Genomic DNA, 25,904 nt, shown 5'->3' on the forward strand with positions numbered 1-25,904 from the left:
CCAGACGGCTTTGTGCTGACCACAGTTGTTCTGCTGATGGCCGCTGCTCACCGAGGCATAGGCCTTTCGGGTGATTCGGAGTTAAGTTCGGCTTGTCCTCAAGACGGCTCGGCGGTGGGTCGATCACTTTCCTGTCATAGAGCTGCAACGACCAGAAACGGCACACCCGTCGTGAGGCGGGGTCGCAAAGCCAGGGGACCTGCGGGCGTGCAGGCCGGCCCAGCTGCCTCGGTCAGGCCCTTTCGCAGGGCGCTGTGGGGGATCTGTCGGAGTAGCTCACCGAACCGTCCCGGAGGGGAACACACATGCTCGCACGGATCCGCAAGGCCCAGGAGGAGCACGAGGGCGGCTTCACCCTCATCGAGCTCCTGGTCGTCATCATCATCATCGGCATCCTCGCCGCGATCGCCATTCCGGTCTTCCTGAACCAGCGGAAGAAGGCCGTGGACGCGTCGATGAAGTCCGACCTCCGCACCGTGGCCAACACGGAGGAGACCTACTTCGTCGACAACCAGACCTACGTCGCTTTGACCGGCGCCGCGCCGGCGTACACGGTCGGCACGATCCCGGTCAAGACGTCGACTGGCAACACCCTCACCGTCAAGACTCCTGGTGCGGGTGGTGCAGGCACCTACTGCATCGCGGCGAGCAACACGAACGGCAGCCAGCCCTGGGTGTACATCAGCGACAACGGCGGCCTGCAGCCGTCCAGCGTCACTGTCTGCCCGTAACACCTGCACCGCAGAGGCAGAACCCTAGGACCGGTGGGGCCAGAGCGCAGTGCGCTCTGGCCCCACCGCCTTGCGGGCGGGGGGCCTCAACCGATCGGGCCAACAGGACGAGGCATCGGTGGCCGAAGTAGCCGAGAAGGAAACTCGACATCATGAATGGGGGGCGTCAATGAGACCCCGGGAAACTGTCCCGGGCCAGGAGCGAACTGCTGACGAAGGCTTCACCCTGATCGAACTGCTCGTCGTCATCATCATCATTGGCATTCTGGCGGCGATCGCGATCCCGGTGTACCTGAGCCAGCGAGACCGCGCGTACGACAGCGCGGCGAAGTCGGATGTACGGAACCTGGCCCAATTCGAAGAGACCCTGCTAGCTGGCACAGGCACGTACGGCTCATTCACGGACTTGGCGGCGGGCAACTTGACGGTCAAGCCCACTCGCCTGGTCACGCTGACCATCACGTTCAACAGCGCGGCCAGCTACTGCCTTTCGGCCAAGCATCTGAACGGGTCAACGACCTGGTACTACGACAGCCAGGCGGGGGGGATCCAGCCGAGGGGCAGCTCAGGCTGTCCGGTGACCACCGCCGGCACGAGTGGGGGGTCGCTCACCGGCTAACCACGCTCAGCCGAGTCACACGGCGGGGATGAGGGTCCGGAACCGGTCGGTTCCGGACCCTCATCATGTCCCGTTCAAGTCGCCTGCTCCAGACGCCGATGTGTCAGGCATGGGGAAGCCGTGCCATGGGGGAGTCCTGCGTCGACTCCCTCGTCGAGGCAATGACGCGGGGCTCACGTTGATCGAGCTGATGTTCGCACTGGTGATCTTCGCGATCGTGGCAGCTGCCACAGTGGCGGGGCTGACACTCGCGCTGAACACCGGTCGCCTGGACCGCAACCGGGTAGCCGCCGCAAACCTGGCTGCGCGTGAGCTCGAGATCGTGCGCGACGAGTTCAACGCCACGGCATCGGGCCCGACCACGCTCGCGGCCCAGAACTACGTGACGGACCCTCATCCACTTCCTGCCGGCACCGCCGGGCAAGCGTTGGTCGTCGACAACGTGGCGTACACGGTGGTGCGCAATGTGCAGTGGTTGCCGACCGGAACCGGGCAGAGTGCCTGCGACGGTGGGAGCGCGATCACCTACCCCACGCTCGCGGTCAACGTGCAGGTGACCTGGCCGCGGATGGATGGGGTGCAGCCGGTCACCTCGAACACGATCCTGACCCCTCCCAAGGGTGTGCTGTCGAGCTCTCTGGGTTTCGTGGCGATCCCGGTGGTGAACGCGGCGGGGCAGCCCTCGGCGGGACAGCCGGTCACGCTGACCGGACCGGGGGGAACCTCCACGGACACCACCGCCGTCGATGGGTGCGCTGTCTTCTCGATCGCTACGGCTGGCACCTACACGGCCAGCATCTTCGTCCCTGGCGGCGTTGACTTCTACGGCAGCGCCACTTCGAGCCAGTCCGTCCTGGCCAAGGCCGGCACCCTGGTGAAGGGCAAGGCCTTCACCTACGACCAGGCCGCTACGCTGAACGTGAAGCTCACGACGGACGCCGGCTACCAGATCCCCACGTCGCTGCCCCAGTTGACCTTGGGCAACACCAACCTGCAGCCCACCGGGACGAAGACCGTTGCCTCTACCGGTGCGACCACCCCGCTCTCGGGGCTGTTCCCGTTCTCCGATGGGTACACCGTGTGGGCCGGCGGCTGCCAGCAGTCCGACCCGGCGGCCGCTGGTGGCACCAGAACGGCAATTGTGGTGGCGCCCGGAGCGACCCAATCGGTCTCGGTGCGGCTCGCCCCGGTGACCGTGACAGCAGTCAAGGGGGTGAATCCCTTGGCTGGAGCCACGGTGGTCGCAGTCCCGTCGTCGACTACCGGCTGCGGGCCGACCGAGAACCCACTCACGCTGGGCGTCACCGATGCCTCGGGGACCTTGCGGACCTCGCTGCCCGCTGGAGCGTGGACCCTGAAGCTGTCCGGAATGTCACCGAACGGGAGCTGGCCGACGACGCCGACTCTGTTGCCCAACAGCGCTCCCTCCTCGATAACGGTGGTGGCCTCATGAGCCCGGTGCTGAGCCGGATCCGACGGCGACTGACGGGTCAGGGAGGTTTCACCCTGGTCGAGATGATCGTGGTGACCGTGATCTTGGGTGTCGTGCTGGCCGCAGTCCAGACAACCCTGATCATGACCCAGAAGACAGTCGGGCAGAACGCCAGCCGGATCGACCAGACGCAGCAGGCCAAGCTGGCGGTCGACGCCATGTCCAAGACGCTGCGCACGGCGGTACTACCCGCGCTGCTCGGCTGCCAGACCTGTGACTCCACCGCGTTCATCCAGGGCGGCAGCAACTCGGTGCAGTTCTACGCCAACATCAACAACGACTCGAACGCAATCGGACCCAGCCGGGTCAGCTACACCGTGAACGCCAATGGTGACCTGGTGGAGACCATCCAGGCACCGGACGCGCACGCGGCCAACAACTTCAGCTACACCTACTGCACCCCCGGGCCGGGCTGCACTGTCTTGACCAGAGTCCTCGCGCGGCGCGTCCCGACCAGCCTGGCCGTCTTCACCTACTACGACGCGAACGGCGCCGTGGTGAGCCCACCGTTGACGGCGACGACGCTCGCCCAGGTCGACAGCATCGACCTGGTGGTCAAGGTCCAGGACACCAGCAACGGAACGCCCCCCGCCACCACCTTCGTGACCAGGGTGACGCTGCCGAACGCTGACGCCCAGGCCCAGTCGTCGCCGAGCCCGTGACAGGAGTAACGATGATTCGTCGTATGAGGCGCCGTCGCCGCAGTGGTGACGAGGGAATCGCCATGATCATGGTGATGGCCTCCATCACGGTGCTCACGCTGCTCATCACGGCCGCTGTCGGTTACGCGATGGCTGCCATGCCGCAGGCCCGGCACGACCAGGACTGGAACGCAGCGATGGCGGCCGCGCAGTCCGGCGTGGACGACTACGTCGCGCGGCTGAACCAGAACGACAGCTACTGGCAGACAGTGGACTGCACCAACACGGCGCTCAAGGGCGGCAAGAACGGGACCAACTCGTGCGGCTGGACGACGTCCACCTCGCCCGGCTGGCAGCTGGTGGAGCCTGGCAACTCCAAGGGGGGCCAGTTCCACTACGACGTGAGCACCGCAGGCATCAACAGCCAGGGCTACGTGCAAGTCACGTCCACAGGCCAGGTCAACGGGGTCAGCCGGACCATCCAGGCGAACGTGGGACGGGGCGGTTCGACCAACTTCCTCTACTACACCGACTTCGAGGACGCCGACCCCGCAAACACGTACGTGTATCCGTCCGGCGCGTCGACCCAGTGCGGCGGCAGCGGACCCACCAACGCGAAGTACTACTGGCCCAGCGGCCGGTCGGGCTGTGTTGAGATCACCTTCGTGGGTGGCGACACGCTCGACGGCGCGGTGCACTTCAACGACACCCCGCTGATCAGCGGGACGCCCTTGTTCAAGAAGGGCTTCGAGACCGCGGACCCGAATTGCGCGACGACGCCCTACAGCGAGAGCAACTGCTACCGAGGCAGCGGCAACCCCAACCTGAACGGGTTGAACGCCCAAGCTGTGGGCCTGCTCAACCTCCCGGACAACAGCAACCAGTTCGTGAACTTCCCTGGCTGCCAGTACACGGGAGACACCCGAATCAAGTTCAACTCCAACGGCACGATGACCGTGTGGAACAAGGGGGGTGTCTCCGGAACCAACTGTGGGTCGGCCAGCCAGCTTGCCAGCACCAACGGGCAGTCCGGCATTCCGGTCCCCACCGACCAGGTGATCTACGTCCGGAACGCGGCGACCCAGACCAAGTGCACGGCCGGCCAGATCGGCGACGGACTCCCGCTCAGCGGCGACGTCAACATCGTCGGGAGCAATGCGTTGCCTCAGTTCTACTGCGGCAACGGGAACCTCTACGTCGAGGGGACCCTCGGCGGACGGGTGACGGCCGCTGCGCAGAACGACATCATCGTCACGAACGACCTGCTGCTAGCGAACACAACGAAGGGGCAGCCCGCCACCGGTCCGGACATGCTGGGCCTGGTCGCGGGGAACTCCGTGGTCGTCTACCACCCGGTGAACAGCTCGGGCAACGAACTGGTGTCGATCAGCGACCGCTGGATCTACGGATCGATCCAGACCCTGCAGCACAGCTTCTGGGTGCAGAACTACAACAACGGCAGCACGGCCGGTACCGCGAAGCTGCACGTCCGCGGCTCGATCGCGCAGCGCTGGCGTGGCATCGTCGGCACGAGCGGCGGGACCGGCTACCTCAAGGACTACGGCTACGACACCCGGCTGAAGTACACGTCCCCGCCGTACTTCCCACAGTGGACCAACGCGGTCTGGAAGGCGACAACCACGGGAGAGCTCAAGCCAGCCTACTGAGTCTCCGGGGACTGACGCCCTACGGTTACTCCCGTGCTTGAAGCCCTAGCCGGCCTGCTCGGCCTGCTCGTCGGCTCGTTCCTCAACGTGGTCATCTACCGGGTGCCCCGTGGGGAGTCGGTCGTGCACCCGCGGTCACGCTGCCCGGGGTGCGGATACGAGCTGGCCTGGTACGACAACGTGCCGGTGCTCAGCTGGCTGCTGCTGCGCCGGCGGTGCCGTCGCTGTCGGGCGCCGATCAGCGCCCGGTACCCGCTGGTCGAGGCGCTGACTGCGGTGGTCTTCGGCATGCTCGCCTGGCGGTTCGGGGCAACCTGGCAGCTGCCGGCCTTCCTCTACCTGGGGGCGGTCGGGGTCGCGCTGGCGTTCATCGACCTGGACACCAAACGGCTGCCGGACGTCCTGACCCTGCCGTCCTACCTGGTCGGCGGGGCTCTGCTGCTGCTGCCGGCCGCGCTGGACGGGAACTGGTCGGCCTATCTGCGCGCCTGGCTGGGCGCCTTGGCGCTGTTCGGGTTCTACTTCCTGCTGGCCTTCATCTACCCGGCCGGCATGGGCTTCGGCGACGTGAAGCTGGCGGGCGTCCTCGGCCTCTACTTGGCCTGGTTGGGGTGGGGGGTCCTCGTGGTCGGCGGCTTCCTGGGATTCCTGCTCGGTGGCCTCATCGGCGGCGGCCTGATGATCGTCCGGCGGGCCGGCCGCAAGTCGAAGATTCCCTTTGGGCCCTTCATGATTCTCGGCGCCTTCCTGGCCTTGTGGATCGGCCAGCCGCTCACCGACTGGTACGCCGGCATCCTCGGCTGACAGCGCTTTCTCCCGGGCGTTTCCCGCCCAATCGAGAGCAAAGGCTCAAGCCAGCCCCCCCACAGGCCGATCCTCCGGCTGACATCGCCCACAGGGGTGACCAGTGCGGCCGCAGGGCTGCCTCGGGGAAAGGTTGGCGTCGTGGCAGGACGAACCGCCATCGGTCTCGATATCGGGACGTCGGGGGTACGCGCCGCCGAGCTGCACTTCGGCAAGGGTGACGTAACCCTCGCGAAGTTCGGCCAGGTGGCCCTCCCGGAGGGAGCCGTACGCGACGGCGAGGTCATCGACCCCGTCGCGGTGGGCCAGGCCATCAAGCAGCTGTGGGCCCATACCAAGTTCAGCAGCAAGAAGGTCGTCGTGGGGGTGGCCAACCAGCGGGTGATCGTCCGCCAGGTCGACCTGCCCTGGCTGCCGCCGGACGAGCTGAAGAAGTCGCTGCCCTACCAGGTTCAGGACTTCATCCCCATGCCCGTGGAGACGGCGGTCCTCGACTTCTACCCGCTCGAGGAGACGACCAACGACGCCGGGGGGCGCACCTTGCGCGGCCTGCTCGTCGCTGCATCCCGTGAGATGGTGCTCAACGCCGTCCACGCGGTGCAGAAGGCGGGCCTGACCCCCAGCATGGTCGACCTGTCGTCGTTCGCGGTGCTTCGCTCGATGGCGCGTCCCGACCACCTCGGCCTCAGCAGCCAGGTGGAGGCGCTCGTCGACGTCGGTGCCAGGGTCACCAACATCGTCGTCCACGAGGGTGGGGTGCCCCGGTTCATCCGGATCCTGCTCATGGGCGGCCAGGACCTCACCGATGCGGTCGCCGAGCGGATCGGTGTCCCGGTGCCCCAGGCCGAGGCCCTCAAGCAGGAGCTCGGGCTCGGTGACACCTCTGCGGACATGAACGCCGAGGTGACCGCCCGAGTCCTCGAGGCGGCGGCCGCCGCGTTCATCGATGAGGTCCGCGGCTCGCTGGACTACTACATGGCCTCCAGCGGCTCGGCCTCCATCGAGCGCCTGCTGCTCACGGGTGGCGGGAGCCGGCTCAACGGCCTCGCCGAGCGGCTCAGTGCCGCGACGCGGATCCCCGTGGTGCAGGGCAGCCCGCTGGGCAGCATCTCTGTTGGACGCACCGGGCTGACCCCGGAGCAGATCGAGTTCGTCGACCCGCTGGCAGTTGTCCCGGTCGGCCTGGCCCTCGGAGCGGCGTCATGAGCACGACGACGGCGGTGCGGAGCACCACCCTGCCACGGGTGAACCTGCTTCCCCCGGAGATCTCGGAGGAGGCCCGGTTCCGTTCGGTGCGGGCCATCCTCGCCCTGACCGTCCTTGCCGCGGCTGGAGTGGTCGGTGGGCTGTACTACCTGGCGGCGAACGAGGCTTCGTCGGCTCAGGAGGAGCTCAGCGCGGCCCAGGCGACCCAGACGTCACTGCAGGCCGAGGCGGCCAAGTACGCCGAGGTGCCGAAGGTCTACGCGGCACTGGCCGCGGCGCAGACCCAGCTGGACCGGGCGATGGGCCAGGAGGTCCGGTACTCCTACGTGCTCAACGACCTGAGCCTGACGATCCCCAGCAAGGTCTGGCTCACCCGGATGACCGTCACGCAGGACGTGGACGGCACCGGGTCGGTCACCGGAGCCTGGGGCAGCCCGGCCATCGGCAAGATCACGTTCACCGGGGTCGCCCTGTCGCACAACGACGTCGCGGCCTGGCTGGACGCGCTGGCCAAGAACGCGACGTACACCGACCCGTACTTCACCAACTCGACAGCTGGTGAGCCGATCGGCACGACACCGGTCGTGGACTTCAACTCCGAGGTCTCCCTCACGGACAAGGCCCTCTCCGGCCGCTACACCCAGAAGGCGGTGAAGTAAGGTGACCCGCACCCGGCAGTGGACGGTGGGAACCGCGCTGCTCGTCGTGCTCATGCTCGTCGCGGGCTGGTTCCTACTCATCTCGCCCAAGCGCAGCGAGGCCGCCGACCTGCAGACTCAAACCACGGCGCAGATGGCGCAGAATGCCAGCCTGCAGAACCAGATCGCCGTGCTCCAGTCCCAGGCGAAGAACCTGCCTGCACAGCAGGCCGAGCTGGCCGCCATCCGTCAGCACCTGCCAGACAACCCGGCGCTGCCCGGTCTGGTGAGGTCGCTCACCGACGCGGCGGCCAAGTCCGGCGTGACACTGGTGTCGTTGGCACCGTCCACGCCCGCTGCGGCTCCGGCGCCCAAGACCACGGCACCTTCGGGCACGTCGGCAACGGCGCCTGCCACGGGGACCGGCCAGTCCGCCGCTGCTGCGGCCGCGGCCGGGGCGACCCTGCAGATGGTGCCGATCGTGGTCACCGTGACGGGGAGCTACTACGACACCGAGCAGTTCCTCAACAAGGTCGAAGGTCTGACCCGCTCGTTCCTGGTCACCGGCTTCTCGGTCACGCCTGCAGAGAGCCAGGCCTCGAGTGGGGCGAGCACCGGTGATCTCACCACGGCCATCCAGGGTCGCGTCTTCTACACACCGGCCGCCGCGGCGGCCCCGACCACTGCCACCGCGCAGCAGTAAGGGAGCCGACGATGAGTGAGCAGTTCTCTCCGTTCGGTACGCCGCCCTCCGGCGGTGTCGGGCTGGCCGAGCCGCCGGCCGTGGAGGAGGAGTCGGCCGAGTCGGGCAACCGGAACAAGCTGTACCTGCTGATCGGCGGAGCGGTAGCGGTCGTGGTCGGCGTCGCCGTCTACTTCCTGCTCTTCTCCGGCGGGTCGAGCGACACGGCTGCGACGGGGCCGGTGGTGGCGACGCCGCCGCAGGCCCAGGCCTCTGCGTCAGCGTCGCCGTCGGCAGCGGCTTCCACCGCGGCGGTTCCGCCGACCCAGACCATCAGCCAGGTCCGGGACCCGTTCAAGCCGGTGGTCGTGGCCCCGGTCGCGGCCGCATCGACGGCCCCGTCCGCGGCGGCGAGCACGGCTCCGACAGCGCCCACCGCGGGCCTGCCGGCTGCGCCGGCGACCGGCGGACCGGCGACCTTCTCGGTCGTGAGCGTCGACTCCAAGGCCGGGACCGCAGTCACGATGGTCGACGGCGTCAAGTTCACTGCGTCGGTGGGCCAGACGTTCGCCACCTACTTCAAGCTGGTGGCGGTCAACGTCAGCACGCCGTGCGGCGTGTTCCAGTACGGCGACTCGTCGATGAACCTGTGCGCGAAGGACACGGTGTCGCTGTCCTGACCGCCTGATCGTCCGAGGGGCCGCTCCCACAGGGGGCGGCCCCTCGGCGTTCGTCCGACCGCTCATGGGAGGATCTGCGGCATGCTGCGCTGGCTGACCGCGGGGGAGTCCCATGGCCCCGCCCTTGTGGCCATCCTCGAGGGCCTGCCGTCCGGTGTTGAGATCACCACGGCGGACCTCATGGCCGAGCTGGCGCGGCGCCGCCTGGGTTACGGCCGCGGCGCCCGGATGTCCTTCGAGCAGGACGAGGTGGCCTTCCTGGGTGGCGTCCGGCACGGCCGCACGATCGGATCTCCGGTCGCCGTCCAGGTCGGCAACACCGAGTGGCCGAAGTGGGAGCAGGTCATGGCCGCCGATCCGGTGGACCTGGAGGTGCTCGAGGGGCTGGCCCGCAACGCGCCGCTGACCCGGCCGCGCCCGGGCCACGCCGACCTCGCCGGGATGCAGAAGTACGGCTTCGACGACGCCCGCCCGATCCTGGAGCGGGCCAGCGCCCGCGAGACGGCGGCGCGAGTCGCCCTCGGCGCCGTCGCCAAGGCCTTCCTCGCCCAGGCGCTGGGAGTCAGCGTGGTCAGCCATGTGGTCGCCATCGGCGCGGCGAGCGCGCCCGCGAATTCGGTACCCGGCGCTGGCGACGCGCAGCGGATCGACGACGACCCGGTGCGCTGCCTCGACCCCGTGGCCGCCACCGCGATGGTCGCGCAGATCGACGCGGCGCGGAAGGACGGCGACACGCTGGGCGGCGTCGTCGAGGTCGTGGTCCACGGCCTGCCCCCGGGCCTCGGCAGCCACGTGCACTGGGACCGCCGGCTGGACTCCCGGCTAGCTGGTGCCCTCATGGGCATCCAGGCGATCAAGGGCGTCGAGGTCGGCGACGGGTTCGCCGTCGCGGCGGCTCGCGGCTCCGCGGCCCACGACGAGATCGAGTCGACTCCCGAGGGCGTCCGCCGGCGGACCGGCCGTGCCGGGGGGACTGAGGGAGGCATGAGCACCGGCGAGGTGCTGCGGGTGCGCGCGGCGATGAAGCCCATCTCCACCGTGCCGCGCGCGCTGGCCACCGTCGACGTGCGCACCGGGGAGGCAGCGCAGGCGATCAACCAGCGATCCGACGTGTGCGCCGTGCCGGCGGCCGCCGTCGTCGCGGAGGCCATGGTGGCGCTGGTGCTGGCGGATGCGACGCTGGAGAAGTTCGGCGGCGACTCGCTCGATGAGACCCGGCGCAACGCTCGCGGCTACCTCGACCACCTGATCATCTCGTGAGCGGTCCTGTCGTCGTGCTGGTCGGCCCACCCGGCGCTGGGAAGTCGACGGTCGGCCGGCTGGTTGCCGAGCGCCTCGGGGTTGGCTTCCGGGACACGGACGCCGACGTGGAGGCTGCGGCCGGCCGGAGCATCTCGGACATCTTCGTGGACGACGGCGAAGGGGCCTTCCGGGTGCTGGAGCGTCAGACGGTGGCTGAGGCGCTGGCATCGCACGACGGTGTGCTCGCGGTCGGCGGTGGGGCCGTCCTGGACGAGACCACCCAGACGGCGCTCGCCGGGCGTCGCGTCGTCTTCCTGGACGTCGGCATCAAGGACGCGGCCAGCCGGGTCGGGTTCAACCGGGACCGGCCGCTGCTGCTGGGCAACCCGCGGGCACAGTGGGTCAAGCTGATGGAAGTCCGTCGTCCGGTCTATGAGCGCGTGGCCACGGCAACCGTGCTGACCGACGGCCGCGCACCGCAGGACATCGCGGAAGAGATCGTCACCGTGCTGGCGGAGGCTGGGCAGTGACCGCGGCCCCGACCCGTATCCCCGTCGGGGGCGGTCCAAAGGGCGGTGCGCCGTACGAGGTGCTCGTCGGCGTGGGTCTGCTCGGGGAGCTGCCGGGACTGCTCGGCGAGGACGTCGTCCGGGTCGCCGTCGTCCACCCGCGGGCGCTGCGGGCGACCGGCGAGGCCGTCAGAGAGGACCTGGAGCGGCAGGGCTACCGCGCCATCGTGGCCGAGGTGCCTGACGGCGAGGAGGCCAAGGACCTCCAGGTGGCCGGGTTCCTGTGGTCGGTGCTCGGCCAGGCCGGCTTCACCCGCAGCGACGCGGTCGTCGCGGTGGGCGGAGGAGCAACGACCGATCTGGCCGGGTTCGTGGCGGCGACCTGGCTGCGCGGCGTGCGGGTGGTTCATGTGCCCACCACCTTGTTGGCCATGGTGGATGCCGCCGTCGGCGGCAAGACCGGGATCGACACGGCCGAGGGCAAGAACCTGGTGGGGGCGTTCCACCCGCCCGCCGGTGTCCTGTGCGACCTGGCCACGCTCGAGACGCTGCCGAAGCACGACTACGTCAGCGGGCTGGCCGAGGTGGTCAAGGCCGGATTCATCGCCGACCCGCGGATCCTCGAGCTGGTCGAGGCCGACCCGGCCGCCGCCTGCGCGCCGGCCGGCCCCCACACGCGTGAGCTGGTGGAGCGGACCATCCGGGTCAAGGCCGAGGTCGTGAGCGGCGATCTTCGAGAGAGCGGTCGCCGCGAGATCCTCAACTACGGCCACACGCTGGGCCATGCGATCGAGCGGGTCGAGCAGTACAAGTGGCGCCACGGTGCCGCGGTCTCGGTGGGCATGGTGTTCGTCGCCGAGCTGGCCCGGCTGGCCGGACGGCTGGACGACGCCACGGTCGACCGGCACCGGGTGGTCCTCGGTGCGGTCGGTCTGCCGCTGACCTACCGCGGGGACCGCTGGCCGCAGCTGCTCGACGCGATGCGGGTGGACAAGAAGTCCCGTGGTGACACGCTGCGGTTCGTGGTTCTCGACGGGCTGGCCCGTCCGACGATCCTGGAGGGCCCTGACCCCTCCCTGCTGGTGGCCGCGTACACGGAGGTGGCGGGATGACCCGCGTGCTGGTGCTCAACGGTCCCAACCTGGGCCGGCTCGGCAGCCGGGAGCCCGAGGTCTACGGGACGGTGACCTACGAGGAGCTGGTCCGCCGCTGCGAGGAGGTGGGCGCCGGGCTCGGTCTCGAGGTCGAGGTGCGGCAGACCGACGACGAGGCAGAGCTGGTGGGCTGGCTGCACGAGGCGGCGGACGCCGGGCTACCGGTGGTGCTGAACCCGGCCGCGTTCACCCACTACTCCTACGCGCTGCGCGACGCCTGCGCCCAGCTGCGGGCGCCGCTCATCGAGGTGCACCTGACGAACCCGGCGACCCGTGAGGCGTTCCGGCACACCTCCGTGGTGGCCGGTGTGGCCACCGGGACCATTGCCGGGTTCGGCGTCCGTTCCTACGACCTGGCCCTGCAGGTGGTCGCGGCCCATGCCTGAGGATCACCAGGAGCGCCGGGAGCGACTGCGCGGCGCGCTGGCCGACCTGGACGTCGAGGCGGCGCTGATCACCCGGCTGGTGAACGTCCGGTACCTCACCGGTTTCACCGGCAGCAACGCCGCGCTGCTGGTCACCCATGACAGCGCCGTGCTGGCCACCGACGGCCGCTACACCGAGCAGTCCGCACGTGAGGTCCCCGACCTCGAGCGGGTCATCGACCGCCGCTGCGCCGAAGTGCTGCTCGAGCGCGCGGCAGCCGGAGGAGCACGAGCCATCGGCTTCGAAGCCCACGACGTCAGCGTCGAGCGGTTCGCCGACCTGGAGCGGGCCGCCGGACCGGCCCGGCTGACCCCGCTCGGCCACGCCGTCGAGACGCTGCGGCAGGTCAAGGACGACGGCGAGATCGCGCTGCTCCGCGAAGCCTGCGCGATCGGTGACCGCGCCCTCGCCGACCTCCTGCCCACCCTGCACCCGGGCCAGAGCGAGCGGGAGATCGCCCGGCGGCTGGAGAACCTCATGCTCGACCACGGCTCCCACGGGCTGTCCTTCGAGACCATCGTGGCCGGCGGGCCGAACAGCGCCGTGCCGCACCACCAGCCCACGACCCGTCCGGTGCAGGCCGGCGAGTTCCTCAAGCTCGACTTCGGCGCCCAGTACGGCGGGTACCACGCGGACATGACCCGGACGATCGTCGTCGGCAAGCACGTCGAGCCCTGGCAGGAGGACCTCTACGTGCTGGTCCGGGCCGCCCAGCGGGCCGGCCGGCAGGCGCTCGCCCCCGGCGTCTGGCTGGCTGATGTGGACCGGGCCGCCCGATCGGTGATCGAGGCCGCCGGGTTCGGGGAGGCGTTCTCGCACGGGCTGGGCCATGGGGTCGGCCTGGAGATCCACGAGGCGCCGATGATCGGCGCCTCGCTGCCGGGTACCCTTGGCGCTGGCATGCCGGTCACTGTCGAGCCTGGGGTGTACCTGACCGGGCGGGGTGGGGTCCGCATCGAGGACACCCTCGTCGTGAGGGACGACACGCCGGAGCTGCTCACCACCACCACCAAGGAGCTGCTCGCCGTCGGCTGACCGAGCCCGCGGCGCGCGGCCGACGTATGCAGGAGACACCGCAGTGGCGACCACGAACGACCTGAAGAACGGCCTGGTCCTCAACATCGACGGACAGCTGTGGACCGTCGTCGAGTTCCAGCACGTCAAGCCCGGCAAGGGCGGTGCATTCGTGCGCACCAAGCTGAAGAACGTGCTCTCCGGCAAGGTGGTGGACCGGACCTTCAACGCCGGCGTCAAGGTCGAGACGGCGAGCGTGGACAAGCGGACGATGCAGTACCTCTACAAGGAGGGCACCGACTTCGTCTTCATGGACACCCAAACCTACGAGCAGCTCCCGGTCCCGGCCGCGACCGTCGGGGACGTCGCGCACTTCCTGCTGGAGAACCAGGAGGCGATCGTCGCGGTGCACGAGGGCGCGCCGCTGTACGTCGAGCTCCCCGCGTCGGTCGAGCTGACCATCACCTACACCGAGCCGGGCCTGCAGGGCGACCGGTCCACCGGCGGCACCAAGCCGGCCACCGTCGAGACCGGCTACGAGATCGCCGTCCCGCTGTTCATCACGACCGGCGAGAAGGTCAAGGTCGACACCCGCGACGGCTCGTACCTCGGCCGGGTCACCGGCTGACCTGGTGACCGCCCGCAGCAAGGCCCGCAAGCGGGCCCTCGACGTGCTGTTCGAGTCCGACCTGCGGGGCGTCGCCACCCTCACGGTCCTGGCCGACCGCCTGCACCGCGCCGACCCCCCGATCGGTGAGTACGCGGTCACCCTCGTGGAGGGTGTCGCCCAGCACCGCGACCGCATCGACGACCTGGTGCGGACCTACGCGCAGGGCTGGGAGCTGGACCGGATGCCCGCCGTCGACCGGGCGATCTTGCGGCTGGCGATCTACGAGCTCATGTACGAGGACGACGTCCCGGACAGCGTCGTCATCGACGAGGCGGTCGAGCTGGCCAAGCAGCTGTCGACCGACGAGTCGCCGGCGTTCATCAACGGGCTGCTCGCCCGGATCTTGGCAATGAAGAGCGTGGCGGGCCCGTCAGCCGACTAGCCTGCGTTAGGTGCGCGGGACCCAGCTGAGCAGGGGCAACTACCTGTCCTACGCACTCGGCTCGGTAGGCACCGCGGGCTTCTCCACGGTCCCGGGCCTGCTGCTCGCCTACTACCTGACCAACATCCTCGGGGTGGCCGCTGGTGCGGCTGCGTTCGTGGTGGTGCTTCCCAAGATCTGGGATGTCGGGTTCCTGCCGGTGGTGGGCAACCTGTCCGACCGGTCGGTCGGGCGGAGGGGCAGCCGTCGTCCGTTCCTGCTGCTCGGAGGCGCCACGCTGCCGGTGCTGTTCGCGCTCATGTTCGCCGCCCCGCCGTCCGCCGGGTCGGTCGTGGGGGCGCTGTGGGTGTTCGTGTTCTTCCTGCTCGCGGCCAGCGCCTTCGCGGTGTTCCAGGTGCCCTATATCGCCATGCCGGCAGAGATCACCGACGACCCGGAGGAGCGCACCACCGTCATGTCCTGGCGGGTGGCCTTCCTCGGCGGCGGGATCCTGCTGTTCGGCGCCGGAGCACCAGCGCTGAAGGACGCCATGGGCGGGGGCGCCGGGGGATACCTCGTCATGGGCATCGTGGTCGGTGCGCTGATCGGCCTCGGGATGCTCGGCTGCTGGTGGGGGCTGCGCCGCACCCGGATCCTGCACCGAGCCGAGGCCGAGCCGTCGCTGCGGGTCCAGCTGTTGGTGGCCCGGCAGAACCGACCGTTCGTGTTCCTGCTGTCGGCGTTCTTTCTGCAGGCGCTGGCGACCGGTGCCATGCTCGCGGGCGCGCAGTACTACGCCACGTACGTCCTGGGCAAGGAGTCGCTCATCACGGTGCTGTTCGTGTGCCTGGTCGGGCCCGCCGTGCTGGTGATGCCGCTGTGGGCGGCCGTCGGTCACCGGATGGGGAAGCGAGCCGGGTTCCTGGCCGCGTCGCTGGCGTTCCTCGCCGGGACGGTGCTGCTCGCCTTCTCCCGCTCCTTCCCCGACGGCGTGGTCTACCTGGTCGTGGCCCTGTGCGGCGTCGGCTACGCCGGCATGCAGATGTTCCCGTTGGCGATGCTCCCGGACACCGTGGCGGCCGATACGGCCGTGTCGGGAAAGCGCCGGGCCGGCATCTTCACCGGATTGTGGACGGCGGGGGAGACCACCGGGTTCGCCCTTGGCCCGGCGCTGGTGCTGGGCGTCCTCGCGGTGACCGGCTTCGTCTCCACCACGGGGGACAAGACGGTCGCGCAGCCGTCGTCCGCCGTCACGGGTGTGCTGCTGTCGTTCAGCGTGGTGCCGGCCGTGCTGCTCCTGCTCAGCCTGCCGTTCCTGCGCCGCTACGAGCTGGAAGCCGTCGAGCCGACCGATCGTGCCGAGGACGAGGGGGAGAGGGTATGAACCTTCCGGAACAGGGCCTGACGGCCGACGAGATCCTGGCCCGGCTCGACGTGATGCGCGCTGACGACGTGCCGACCCATGGTGGCAAGACCTACGCCTACGTCTACGACTCGGGCCTGGACGGCCTGGACGAGCTGGCGGCCCGGGCGCACCGGCTGTTCCAGTCCGCCAACGGGCTCGACCCCACGGTGTTTCCCAGCATCGCCACGCTGGAGAACTCGGTGGTCGGGATGGTCGCCGGGCTGCTGGGCGGGTCCGCGGGCACCGCTGGCACCGTGACCAGTGGGGGCACCGAGTCCTGCATCCTCTCGGTCAAGACCGCCCGCGAGCACTGGCTGTCCGCCCACCCGGACGGCGGCCGCCCCGCGGTGGTGCTGCCGGAGACGGCCCACCCGGCGTTCCACAAGGGCGCCTACCTGCTCGGCGTCGACGTCGTCACCGTGGCGGTGGACCCGGCGACCTTCCGGGTCCGGCCGGACGACGTCGCGGCAGCGATCGATGCGCACACAGCCATGGTCGTGGTCAGCGCGCCGTCCTACGCCCACGGCGTCATCGACCCGGTGGGCGAGGTGGCGGCGCTCGCCGCGCGGCACGGGGTGCTGTGCCACGTCGACGCGTGCATCGGCGGGATGCTGCTGCCCTACCTGCGCCGGCTGGGTGTCCCGCTGCCGCCCGTCGGGATCGACGTCCCCGGGGTCACGTCCTTGTCGGTCGACCTGCACAAGTACGCCTACGCGACCAAGGGCACCTCGGTCCTGCTGTTCCAGGACGCCCAGCTGCGCCGACACTCCTACTACGCGTTCGCCGGGTGGCCGGGCTACCCGGTGGTGAACTCCACGCTCCAGTCGACCAAGTCGGCCGGACCGCTGGCGGCTGCGTGGGCCGTGCTGCACTCGGTCGGTGAGCAGGGCTACCTCGAGCTCGCCCGTCGTACCCGCACGGCCACCGAGCAGATCGCGTCCGGGGTGGACTCGATCGAGGGGTTGCGGGTGCTGGTGCCACCGGACTCGTCGCTGGTCTCGGTGGTGGGGGACGCCGACGTCGACGTCCTGGTGGTCGCCGACGAGATGCGGGAGCGGGGCTGGTACGTGCAGCCGCAGCTGGCCTTCAAGGACATGCCGCGCAACATCCACCTCACCGTGACGGCGGCCTCGTTGGGCCGGGTCGAGCCGCTGCTGCGTGACCTGGCCGCCTCGGTCGCCGCGGCACGTGACCTGCCGCCGGCCGCCGTCGACCCGGAGCTCGCCGTGCTGGCCGGCTCGCTCGACCCGGACACCCTCGGGCCCGAGCAGATGGACGCCGTGCTGCAGGCGGCCGGGTTCGCCGGAGGGTCCGCGCTGCCCACCCGGATGGCTCCGGTGCTGGCTCTGCTCGAGGCGCTGCCCTCGGCCCTGCAGGAGCGGCTGCTGCAGGAGGTCATCGGGCGGGTGTTCACCGCGGTGCCCTCGGTGGGATTCGAACCCACACTGGACGGTGTTTGAGACCGCTTCCTCTGCCATTGGGATACGAGGGCGTGCGGTCCAGGATATCGACGCGACTAGGCTGTTCCGACATGATCGACCCCGCGCCGCGCCGCGTCGTCATCGCCGAGGACGAAGCACTCATCCGGATGGACCTCAAGGAGCTGCTCCAGGAGGCCGGCTACGCGGTGGTCGGCGAGGCGGGGGACGGCGAGACCGCGGTGCGGCTGGCCGAGGAGCTGCGGCCCGACCTAGTCGTGCTGGACGTGAAGATGCCGGTCCTCGACGGTATCTCAGCGGCCGAGCGGATCACCGAGGCCCGGCTGGCCGCGGTGCTCGTGCTTACCGCGTTCTCCCAGCGTGACCTGGTGGAGCGGGCCCGGGACGCCGGCGCGATGGCCTACGTGGTGAAGCCGTTCCAGGCCAGCGACCTGGTCCCGGCCATCGAGATGGCCGTCGTGCGGTACGCCGAGCGGGTCGCCCTCGAGGACGAGGTGGCCGACCTGACCGATCGGCTGGAGACCCGCACGCTGGTGGACCGGGCCAAGTCGGTCCTGCAGACCGAGCACGGCATGACCGAGGCGCAGGCGTTTCGTTGGATCCAGAAGGCGTCCATGGACCGGCGTCTGAGCATGCGAGCGGTGGCCGAGGCGTTGCTCGCCGGGGGCACCGGCGACCCTGACTCTGCGTGACCGCTACCCCCTGGTAGGTCACAAAGCCACAACATCGTGCTCACTCCTGGGTCGCTACGGGCTCTTTGCGGCCCCTTGTGGTCTAGGTTCGGACCCCTACAGCGGGCCCACCTGGTCCCAGGGTCCGCCTGACGCGTCCCTTTGAAGGAGATTCTGAATGAATCGATCCACCGTGTGGCGGTCGGCCGCCGTGCTCGGCGCGGCGAGTCTCGCGCTTGCCGCGTGTGGCGGCAGCAGCTCCGGCGGTGCCGGCACCAGCGCCTCGGCGTCGGCGAGCAGCACCATCCCCGTCAACAAGGGTCCGCTGGTCATCGGCAGCGTGCTGCCGCAGACCGGTTCGCTGGCCTTCCTTGGCCCCCCCGAGTTCGCTGGCGTCGCACTGGCCATCAAGGACATCAACGCCGCTGGCGGGGTGCTCGGCCAGCCGGTCACCAACATCCCTGGCGACTCGGGTGACACCTCGACCAACATCGCGTCGCAGACCGTCGACCGGCTGCTGTCGCAGAAGGCTGACGTGATCATCGGCGCGGCTTCGTCGTCGGTGACTCTGACGATCATCGACAAGATCACGAGCGCGGGCGTGCTTGAGATCTCGCCGGCGAACACGTCGATCAAGCTGTCCACCTACCCCGATCACGGCCTGTACTGGCGTACTGCACCGCCGGACACCTTCCAGGGAGCCGTGCTCGGCAACCTGGTGGCCAAGGACGGCAACGCCACGGCGGGTGTGCTGGCCCTGCAGGACGCCTACGGTGAGGGACTGGCGAAGACCTTCTCGGAGAAGTTCACCTCCTCGGGTGGCACGGTGACCAAGCAGGTCATCTACGACCCCAAGGCGCCCGACTTCTCGGCCGAGGTCTCCCAGATCAAGGCGACGAACCCGGACGCCGTCGTCCTGATCGGCTTCGACGAGTCCAAGAAGATCCTGCAGGAGCTCATCAAGCAGGGCATCGGTCCGGACAAGAAGAAGCTGTACCTGGTCGACGGCAACCTGTCCAACACTCTCGCTACCGGTCTGCCGGCCGGCATCATGAACGGCGTCAAGGGCACCACGCCCGGTGCGCAGGCGCCCGATGCCTTCCGCCAGCAGCTGCTCGCGGTTGACCCGAAGCTGACCGACTTCTCCTACTCGGCTGAGTCGTACGACGCGGTGATCCTGGCCGCGCTCGCTGCGGACGCTGCGAAGAACGTCGACGGCCGGGCGATCGCGACCAAGATGGTGGACGTGTCCAAGGGCGGCGTCCAGTGCACCACGTACAAGGACTGCCTTGCCCTTCTCAACGCGGGCAAGGACATCAACTACGACGGCGTCAGCGGTCCGGTGGACTTCTACGACAACGGTGACCCGTCGAAGGCGACCATGGGCATCTACCAGTTCGGCAAGGACAACAAGTACGCGCCGATCGCCATCCAGTACGTGACCGGCGACGTTCCCGCGGCCACTGGCTGATCTTCTGGGGGACAAACAGCGGGGCCCGGCCGATGGCCGGGCCCCGCTGTTGTACGCCTGGAGTGGTCGAGCCCCCTGTCAGGCCTTCGCCAGGGTGCCCAGGTACAGCTCGATGACCTTGGGGTCGTTGGCGAGCTCGGAGCCGGTGCCGGTGTAGGCGTTGCGGCCCTGGTCCAGGACGTAGCCCCGGTCGCAGATCTGCAGGCAGCGCCGGGCGTTCTGCTCCACCATGATCACCGTGACTCCGGTCCGGTTGATCTGCTTGGTGCGGATGAAGACCTCGTCCTGCATGACGGGCGAGAGCCCCGCCGACGGCTCGTCCAGCAGCAGCACCGAAGGCTCCATCATCAGCGCCCGGCTCATCGCCACCATCTGCCGCTCCCCACCGGACAGGGATCCGGCGCGCTGTTTGCGCCGGTCCGCGAGGGCGGGGAAGAGGCCGGCGACGAACTCGAATCGCTCGGCGAACCGCTTGGGGGCCTGGTACAAGCCCATCTGCAGGTTCTCCTCGATGGTGAGACTCGGGAACACGTTGTTGGTCTGGGGGACGAACCCGATGCCCTTGTGGACCAGCTTGTTCGCCTTCAGCCCGGTGATGTCCTCACCGGCCAGTGTCACGGTCCCGGTGGTGACCTTGACCAGTCCGAAGAGGGCCTTGAGCAGAGTCGACTTGCCGGCCCCGTTCGGGCCGATGATGCCGACCAGCTCGCCTCGCTTGGCGTAGAAGTCGCAGCTGTTCAGGATGGTGACGCCCGGCAGGTAGCCGGCCACCAGCTCGTCAGCGACCACCAGGGCGCCCGCAGCCTCGGCCGAGTGCTCGCTACGGTCGCTGATCACCCGGGCGCCGGTGCGCGCCGCTGCGTCAAGGTCGAGCTCACGTTCGCGCTCGTGCGGGTCCATGGTCATGTCGGGTGTCCTTCGTCCGGCTGTTCGCTCGGCGGGCCGGTGTACCCGGCGTCACCGTGCCGCAGCTGATCCTCGTCCTCGGCCAGCTGCCGCTGCTCGTCCTCGATGGTCAAGGGGGCGTCGTGATGCGACCCGAGGTAGGCGTCGACCACGGACTGGTCCGCCATGATCGAGTCAGGGGGACCCTCCGCGATGACGCGGCCCTCGGCCATGACGACGACCCAGTCGCTGATGTCGCGCACCATGTCCATGTCGTGCTCGACGAACAGCACCGTCATGCCGTCCTCGCGCAGCTGTTTGACATGGCCGAGCAGGGACTGGGTCAGCGCCGGGTTAACGCCGGCCATCGGCTCGTCCAGCATCACAATCTCGGGCTCGACCATGAGCGCCCGCGCCATCTCGAGCAGCTTGCGCTGGCCGCCCGAGAGGCTGCCGGCGAAGTCCTCGCTCTTCTCGTGCAGCTTGAAGCGGGTCAGCAGGTCCTGGGCCCGCTCGGTGACCTTCTGCTCCTGAGCACGCCAGAGCATCGGCAGCAGCGCGGTGAGGAACCGCTCGCCCTTCTGGTCGGTGGCGCCCAGCCGCATGTTCTCCAGCACGGTGAGCCTGGACAGCGCCTTGGTGAGCTGGAAGGTGCGCACCATGCCCATCCGGGCCACCTTGTGCGGCGGCACACCGGCCAGTGGCCTGCCGTTAAACGACCATTTGCCCTGGTCGGGCTGGTCGAACCCGGTCAGCAGGTTGAAGAAGGTGGTCTTGCCGGCGCCGTTGGGCCCGATCAGGGCAGTGATGGCGCCGCGCTGGATCTCGACGTGGTCGACGTCGACGGCGGTGAGGCCGCCGAAGGTCCGGGTGATCCCGTCTGCCACCAGGATCGGGTCCGGTTTCGGGGCGCCGGGGACCCGCGGTACGTCGGCCAGGGCGGCGACCGCCTGGTCGCGCCGGGTGGTGGCGGGTGCGTCAGCGGGCATCGAGTGCGATCTCCCTCTTGTCGCCGAAGATCCCTTGCGGTCTGAAGATCATGAGGAGCATGAGCCCCAGCCCGACCAGCATGAACCGGACGGCGCCGACCTGCTGGGTGTCCATGATCCAGGTCGGGATGACGCCAGCGGCAACCGCCTGGGTGAGGAAGTTGTCGGTGAAGGCCAGCGCGGCCCAGAAGATGATCGAGCCGACGATCGGGCCGAGGATCCGGGCCGCGCCACCGAGGATGAGCACCGCGTAGGCGAAAAACGTCAGCTCGGTGCCGTAGTTGTCCGCCTGCACGGACTGGTTGCCGACGGCGAAGATGAAGCCGCCGAATGAGCCGAGCACGCCACCGAGGATCAGGCTCTGCATCTTGTAGCCGTAGACGTTCTTGCCGAGGCTGCGCACCGCGTCCTCGTCCTCGCGAATCGCCTTGAGCACCCGGCCCCACGGGCTGCGCATGAGGGTCCACACGACGAGCGAGGTCAGGGCCACCAGCGTCCAGCCGACGGTGATCGTCCACATGTCGTTCTGGCTAAACGTGAGTGGCCCGAAGGTGTACTCGGGCTGGCTGTAGGGGTTCAGCTTGAAGAAGTCGTCAGCGAAGCGGTTGAGGCCGTCGGATCCGCCGAGCCACTTGCGGAAGGTGACCGACCGGGCGATCAGCCGCAGGATCTCGGCCGCCGCGATGGTCACGATGGCGAGGTAGTCGGCTCGCAGCCGCAGCGTCGGAGCACCGAGCAGCAGCGCGAGGATGACGGCGCCGATGAGGCCCACCACCACCCCGACCCACAGCGGCAGCCCCCAGGTGGCCACCGAGGCGGCGAGGCCGTACGCGGCCACAGCGAGGAACCCGGCCTGCCCGAAGTTGAGCAGCCCGGTGTAGCCGAAGTGCACGTTGAGCCCGATGGCCGCCAGCGCGTAGATGACGGCCTGGACGCCCACGGCGGCGATCAGCGAGTTGCTGAGGATGTTGCCCCAGTCCATGTCGGCCCCTCTCCGCCGTCAGCCGACTCGCTCGCGGCGGCCCAGGATGCCCTGGGGCCGGACGAGGAGAATGATGATCAGGATCGCCAGCGCGCCCAGGTTCTTCAGCTCGGGGGGCACGAAGAGCGTCGAGACCTGGATGAGCAGGCCGACGATCAGAGAGCCGACGAGCGCTCCGAAGGCCGTCCCGAGTCCACCCAGCGTGACCCCGGCGAAGACGAGCAGCAGGATCTGGAAGCCCATCTGGAAGCTCACCTGCTGGGTCAGCCCCAGGATCACGCCGGACAGCGCGGCCAGCCCGCCCCCGAGGATCCAGACCACGTTGATCACCCGCTCGACGTCGATCCCGGACGCTGCCGCGAGCGCCGGGTTGTCCGACACGGCCCGGGTGGCCTTGCCGATGCGGGTACGCAGCAGCCACAGCCCAGTGAGCACGATCACGATGATCGCCACGATGCTGCTGACCAGGGCCCGCGGGGTGATCGCGATCGGTCCGACGTCGATGCCGGCTTGGCCCTGGTACTGCGCGTAGGGGCGGTTCGCCCCTCCGAACAAGTAGAGGTAGAAGTACCGCAGGAAGATGGACAAGCCGATCGAGATGACCAGCATGGCGATGAGTCCAGTGCCGCGCTTGCGCAGCCGGCGCCAGAACAGGGCGTCCTGCACGCCGCCCAAGACGCCACAGATCAGCACGCCCAGCGCCCCGGCGAGGATGAACGGGATGTTCAGCAGGACGTTGAGGAAATAGGTGACCAGGCCACCAAGAGTGACCAGCTCACCGTGGGCGAAGTTGGTCAGGCCGGTCGTCCCATAGATCAGGGAGAGGCCCACCGCCGCGAGGGCGATGATCAGGCCCAGCACGATGCCTTCCCAGACCAGCTGGGGTGCTTGGCTCCACTTCGACGCGGTAGTGACTCCCGTTCCGGGGCCCTTGGTGAGCGGAATGATGACGAAACTGGTCTGGCCGGCGGGCACGTTGACGACGAGGTCGGTCCGGTCGGGGTGCTGACCGCTCGGCAGGCCGCCGGTGACTTTGACCGTGTAGTTGCCAGCACCGGGGACCGGCAGGTTGAAGCTCCCCTTGGCGTCCGTGGTGACCGTCTTCGAGAAGCCCTCGCCCTTGATGGCGATCTCGGCCCCCTGGACCGGCTTCTTGTCCGCGTCGATGACCCGGCCGCCGATCGACTCACCCGCCGCGTGGGCGGCCGCCAGTGGTCCGCCGAGCAGAATCGCTGCTGCGCCGATCAGCGCGGCGAGGAAGGCCGCGGCACGTCTGGGCACGCAGTGCTCCTGTCGCTCGTGGGGGTCGCGACAGCTCCGACCAGGCGCTCGGCGACTGCCCCCTACGGGTCTGCGAAACCCTAGACCCAATCGCGCCCTGAGATCACGCAATCCGATACCAGGTTGGCCAGGTGTTACCGGACTGCAGCGACCAGCGCCGTGAGCAGAGGTGCCACGACCAGCGCGGGGAGCAGGTCGCCCACCGGCAGCGGCCGGATCCGCAGCAGCCGCAGAGCGACTCCGACGAGCAGCAGCCCGCCGGTGGCGGTCAGCGCGGCGATCCCGGAGTCGGGCAGGAGGCCGCCGGCGAGCACCGCCACGAGCGTGAACCCCCCCTGGACGACGGCCACGGACAGCGCTGCCGCCGCCACCCCCCAGCCCAGGCTGGCCGCGAAGGCGATCGAGGCGAACCCGTCCAGGGTGGCCTTGAGGGCCAGCTGGTCGATGCCGCGTCCCAGCCCGTCGGACAGCGAGCCCAGGATCGCCAGGGGGCCGATGACGTAGACCAGGGACGCGGTGACGAAGCCCTCGACGAACCGGCGGCGGGTGTCGCTGCCGCCGGGGTCGGTCTCGCTGCCCGAGCGCGCCCCGAGGCGCTGCTGCAGCCGGCCGCCCAGCCCTTCGAGCCGGCTCTCCAAGCGGAGCAGCGATCCCACCAGGCCGCCGATCAGGATCGAGCCGAGCACCACGAGGACTGGCCCGCCGCTGCCCACGGCCGCTCGGAACGTGGGGTCGAGGACCGAGGCCGCGTTGAGGACCGCGATCATCAGCGTCACCAGCCCGAGCCCGTCCGTGACGACATCCCGGGCCCGTTGCGGCAGGCGATGGCCGAGCGCCACGCCGATCGCCGACCCGACCAGGATGGTCGCCACGTTGAGCACGGTGCCGGCCCCGGGGAACACGCTGGCTCCTTATGATCGAATTCGACCGTCTGAGTGCGCGGCCGGCACGCCTGGTCGTAGGCTCGCGGCTGCGGTCGCCGATCAGGGAGGCTACTGGGTCGGTGAGAGTTCCGGGGGACCGGCTGGTTCTGGCATCGTGCGGGTGAGTACTTGACAGGGAGGAATAATGTCGCGCGCCCACGTGGTGGTCCGTGCTCCCCGAGATTCCGACGTTCCCGCGCTCCTCGACATGTGGGAGGAGCTGCGGCAGGCGAGCGGTCGTAACGGGTCACTCGCGCCAGCGTCGACGGAGAAGCGGCTGGTCGACCGGTTGGCGGCCATCCGGGGGATGGCGGGCTGCCGCCTGCTGATCGCCGAGCTGGACGGCGAGGTCGTCGGCGCCGCGGTGTTCCAGGCGCGCCCGATGGGCCCCTTCCACGACGACCCCATGGTGCAGATCGACTACCTGCACGTGCGCCCCGGCCGGAACAACCGAGGCGTCGGGCATGCCCTGATGAGCGCCGCCGTGGCCTTCGCCGAGGAGAGCGGGGCCGAGCACGTGGGTGTGGGCGTGCTGCCGCAGCTTCGCGAGGCGCAGCGCTTCTACGCGCGGCTCGGGTTCAGCCCGCTGGTGATGCGGCGGGTCGCGTCGACGGCTGGTCTGCGGCGCAAGCTGGAGCCGGAGCCGGTCGTCTCCCGGCAGCTGGCCAGGGTGCTGGCCCGCCGTCGGTCGGTGCTGCGCGGCCCCGCCTCCGGTTGAGTGGCGTCAGGACTCCGGTCGGGCGTTCGCTGCGGACCCCGGTGCGTCCCGCAGCAGGCAGGTGATCCGCGCGGTGCACAGCCGCCGTCCCGCCTCGTCCGTGATCTCCACCTGCCAGGTGGCCAGGGTGCGACCGACCGAGACGGGCGTGGCCACGCCGGTGACGGTGCCCGAGGTGACCGACCGGTGGTGGCTGGCGTTGATTTCGATGCCCACGGCGATCCGGCCGGGGCCCGCGTGCAGCGCCGACCCGATCGAGCCGAGGCTCTCCGCAAGCACGACCGACGCCCCGCCGTGCAGGAGCCCGTAGGGCTGGGTGTTCCCCTCGACGGCCATGGTGCCCGCGACCCGCTCCAGCGTCGCCTCGGTGATCTCGATGCCCATGCGCTGGTGGAGTGCCGCGGGCTGCTCGGTCACGAAGCGGAGGAATTCGTCGTCGGAAGTTGTCATGCCAGCAGCCTAGGATCGGGCCCGTGGTGCGTCCTGAAAGTTGGATCAGGCCTGCGGGTGTGAGTCCCGCCTGGGTAGGTACCGGAGCGCCCAGTAGCAGACCCCGGTTCGTTGGAGAGATCTGGCGGGCTGAGCGGGGTGTCGAGAGCCTCTT

At 69.4% G+C, this 25,904-nt stretch carries 28 protein-coding genes, 1 tRNA gene and 1 riboswitch; of the genes, 22 read left to right on the top strand and 7 right to left on the bottom strand.

Annotated elements, in window-relative coordinates; translation table 11 throughout:
• Positions 1-149: 149 nt before the first annotated feature.
• Positions 150-231, top strand: a riboswitch (cyclic di-GMP riboswitch).
• A 74-nt stretch (positions 232-305) separates the two neighbouring features.
• The 19 genes from VIM19_02250 (at position 306) to VIM19_02340 (ending at position 17,401) form a co-directional block, all read left to right on the top strand.
• Positions 306-731 (top strand): prepilin-type N-terminal cleavage/methylation domain-containing protein, encoded by a 426-nt coding sequence (locus VIM19_02250; protein HEY5183733.1) that lies wholly within the window; start codon positions 306-308, stop codon positions 729-731.
• A 118-nt stretch (positions 732-849) separates the two neighbouring features.
• The gene (locus VIM19_02255) at positions 850-1,350 is read left to right on the top strand and encodes a prepilin-type N-terminal cleavage/methylation domain-containing protein (GenBank protein ID HEY5183734.1); all 501 of its coding nucleotides are present in this window, start codon (positions 850-852) and stop codon (positions 1,348-1,350) included.
• A 109-nt stretch (positions 1,351-1,459) separates the two neighbouring features.
• On the top strand, positions 1,460-2,803 hold the full coding sequence (locus VIM19_02260) for a prepilin-type N-terminal cleavage/methylation domain-containing protein (GenBank protein ID HEY5183735.1): 1,344 nt from the start codon (positions 1,460-1,462) through the stop codon (positions 2,801-2,803).
• Complete coding sequence (locus VIM19_02265; protein HEY5183736.1) at positions 2,800-3,504, top strand: type II secretion system protein; 705 nt, start codon at positions 2,800-2,802, stop codon at positions 3,502-3,504. Before VIM19_02260 ends, VIM19_02265 begins: the two co-directional genes overlap by 4 nt.
• Before the next feature lie 62 nt (positions 3,505-3,566).
• Positions 3,567-5,150, top strand: coding sequence for a hypothetical protein (locus VIM19_02270; protein HEY5183737.1), 1,584 nt, complete (start codon positions 3,567-3,569; stop codon positions 5,148-5,150).
• A gap of 33 nt (positions 5,151-5,183) precedes the next feature.
• The gene (locus VIM19_02275; GenBank protein ID HEY5183738.1) at positions 5,184-5,954 is read left to right on the top strand and encodes a prepilin peptidase; all 771 of its coding nucleotides are present in this window, start codon (positions 5,184-5,186) and stop codon (positions 5,952-5,954) included.
• Positions 5,955-6,095: 141 nt separating this feature from the next.
• Positions 6,096-7,160 carry a type IV pilus assembly protein PilM gene (gene pilM, locus VIM19_02280; GenBank protein HEY5183739.1) on the top strand — a complete coding sequence of 355 codons (1,065 nt, stop codon included), beginning with the start codon at positions 6,096-6,098 and terminating at the stop codon, positions 7,158-7,160.
• Entirely contained in the window at positions 7,157-7,819 is a 663-nt protein-coding gene (locus tag VIM19_02285; protein ID HEY5183740.1) for a PilN domain-containing protein, read from the top strand. The genes pilM and VIM19_02285 overlap by 4 nt, the downstream gene beginning before the upstream one ends.
• Position 7,820: 1 nt before the next feature.
• Positions 7,821-8,501, top strand: a complete 681-nt coding sequence (gene pilO, locus VIM19_02290) for a type 4a pilus biogenesis protein PilO (GenBank protein HEY5183741.1) — start codon at positions 7,821-7,823, stop codon at positions 8,499-8,501.
• 11 nt (positions 8,502-8,512) lie between these two features.
• A complete protein-coding gene (locus tag VIM19_02295) occupies positions 8,513-9,160 on the top strand; it encodes a hypothetical protein (GenBank protein ID HEY5183742.1) in 648 nt (215 codons plus the stop codon).
• A gap of 81 nt (positions 9,161-9,241) precedes the next feature.
• The gene (aroC, locus tag VIM19_02300; protein HEY5183743.1) at positions 9,242-10,420 is read left to right on the top strand and encodes a chorismate synthase; all 1,179 of its coding nucleotides are present in this window, start codon (positions 9,242-9,244) and stop codon (positions 10,418-10,420) included.
• Positions 10,417-10,932 (top strand): shikimate kinase, encoded by a 516-nt coding sequence (locus VIM19_02305; protein ID HEY5183744.1) that lies wholly within the window; start codon positions 10,417-10,419, stop codon positions 10,930-10,932. The genes aroC and VIM19_02305 overlap by 4 nt, the downstream gene beginning before the upstream one ends.
• Complete coding sequence (gene aroB, locus VIM19_02310; GenBank protein ID HEY5183745.1) at positions 10,929-12,023, top strand: 3-dehydroquinate synthase; 1,095 nt, start codon at positions 10,929-10,931, stop codon at positions 12,021-12,023. The genes VIM19_02305 and aroB overlap by 4 nt, the downstream gene beginning before the upstream one ends.
• The gene (gene aroQ / locus VIM19_02315) at positions 12,020-12,451 is read left to right on the top strand and encodes a type II 3-dehydroquinate dehydratase (protein ID HEY5183746.1); all 432 of its coding nucleotides are present in this window, start codon (positions 12,020-12,022) and stop codon (positions 12,449-12,451) included. Before aroB ends, aroQ begins: the two co-directional genes overlap by 4 nt.
• The gene (locus tag VIM19_02320) at positions 12,444-13,526 is read left to right on the top strand and encodes an aminopeptidase P family protein (protein ID HEY5183747.1); all 1,083 of its coding nucleotides are present in this window, start codon (positions 12,444-12,446) and stop codon (positions 13,524-13,526) included. The genes aroQ and VIM19_02320 overlap by 8 nt, the downstream gene beginning before the upstream one ends.
• A 43-nt stretch (positions 13,527-13,569) precedes the next feature.
• Positions 13,570-14,133 carry an elongation factor P gene (gene efp, locus VIM19_02325; GenBank protein HEY5183748.1) on the top strand — a complete coding sequence of 188 codons (564 nt, stop codon included), beginning with the start codon at positions 13,570-13,572 and terminating at the stop codon, positions 14,131-14,133.
• A 4-nt stretch (positions 14,134-14,137) separates the two neighbouring features.
• Positions 14,138-14,557, top strand: a complete 420-nt coding sequence (gene nusB, locus VIM19_02330) for a transcription antitermination factor NusB (GenBank protein HEY5183749.1) — start codon at positions 14,138-14,140, stop codon at positions 14,555-14,557.
• Positions 14,558-14,567: 10 nt separating this feature from the next.
• Complete coding sequence (locus VIM19_02335) at positions 14,568-15,920, top strand: MFS transporter (GenBank protein HEY5183750.1); 1,353 nt, start codon at positions 14,568-14,570, stop codon at positions 15,918-15,920.
• Entirely contained in the window at positions 15,917-17,401 is a 1,485-nt protein-coding gene (locus VIM19_02340) for an aspartate aminotransferase family protein (GenBank protein ID HEY5183751.1), read from the top strand. The genes VIM19_02335 and VIM19_02340 overlap by 4 nt, the downstream gene beginning before the upstream one ends.
• Here VIM19_02340 and VIM19_02345 read toward each other — a convergent pair.
• Positions 17,361-17,433: transfer RNA gene (locus VIM19_02345), tRNA-Leu, on the bottom strand. The two genes, VIM19_02340 and VIM19_02345, sit on opposite strands and share 41 nt — an antisense overlap.
• A 39-nt stretch (positions 17,434-17,472) precedes the next feature.
• Between VIM19_02345 and VIM19_02350 the strand changes: the two genes are divergently transcribed.
• Both VIM19_02350 and VIM19_02355 read left to right on the top strand, forming a co-directional pair.
• Entirely contained in the window at positions 17,473-18,072 is a 600-nt protein-coding gene (locus VIM19_02350) for a response regulator (GenBank protein ID HEY5183752.1), read from the top strand.
• A gap of 157 nt (positions 18,073-18,229) precedes the next feature.
• Complete coding sequence (locus tag VIM19_02355) at positions 18,230-19,522, top strand: ABC transporter substrate-binding protein (GenBank protein HEY5183753.1); 1,293 nt, start codon at positions 18,230-18,232, stop codon at positions 19,520-19,522.
• Positions 19,523-19,600: 78 nt separating this feature from the next.
• Here VIM19_02355 and VIM19_02360 read toward each other — a convergent pair whose 3' ends face one another.
• The 5 genes from VIM19_02360 to VIM19_02380 form a co-directional block, all read right to left on the bottom strand.
• Positions 19,601-20,428, bottom strand: a complete 828-nt coding sequence (locus tag VIM19_02360) for an ABC transporter ATP-binding protein (protein HEY5183754.1) — start codon at positions 20,426-20,428, stop codon at positions 19,601-19,603.
• On the bottom strand, positions 20,425-21,396 hold the full coding sequence (locus VIM19_02365) for an ABC transporter ATP-binding protein (GenBank protein HEY5183755.1): 972 nt from the start codon (positions 21,394-21,396) through the stop codon (positions 20,425-20,427). Before VIM19_02365 ends, VIM19_02360 begins: the two co-directional genes overlap by 4 nt.
• Positions 21,386-22,378, bottom strand: a complete 993-nt coding sequence (locus VIM19_02370) for a branched-chain amino acid ABC transporter permease (GenBank protein HEY5183756.1) — start codon at positions 22,376-22,378, stop codon at positions 21,386-21,388. Before VIM19_02370 ends, VIM19_02365 begins: the two co-directional genes overlap by 11 nt.
• Before the next feature lie 18 nt (positions 22,379-22,396).
• Positions 22,397-23,659 (bottom strand): branched-chain amino acid ABC transporter permease, encoded by a 1,263-nt coding sequence (locus VIM19_02375; protein ID HEY5183757.1) that lies wholly within the window; start codon positions 23,657-23,659, stop codon positions 22,397-22,399.
• A 134-nt stretch (positions 23,660-23,793) separates the two neighbouring features.
• A complete protein-coding gene (locus tag VIM19_02380) occupies positions 23,794-24,561 on the bottom strand; it encodes a DUF554 domain-containing protein (GenBank protein HEY5183758.1) in 768 nt (255 codons plus the stop codon).
• A 166-nt stretch (positions 24,562-24,727) separates the two neighbouring features.
• On the opposite strand from VIM19_02380, the gene VIM19_02385 reads away from it, so the two are divergent.
• Positions 24,728-25,300 (top strand): GNAT family N-acetyltransferase, encoded by a 573-nt coding sequence (locus VIM19_02385; GenBank protein ID HEY5183759.1) that lies wholly within the window; start codon positions 24,728-24,730, stop codon positions 25,298-25,300.
• A gap of 6 nt (positions 25,301-25,306) precedes the next feature.
• Here the strand turns inward: VIM19_02385 and VIM19_02390 are convergent, their stop codons facing one another.
• Positions 25,307-25,750: a hotdog fold thioesterase gene (locus VIM19_02390; GenBank protein HEY5183760.1), complete on the bottom strand. Its 444-nt coding sequence runs from the start codon at positions 25,748-25,750 to the stop codon at positions 25,307-25,309.
• Positions 25,751-25,904: the final 154 nt, after the last annotated feature.

Source organism: Actinomycetes bacterium (assembly GCA_036510875.1).
GTDB lineage: Bacteria > Actinomycetota > Actinomycetes > Prado026 > Prado026 > DATCDE01.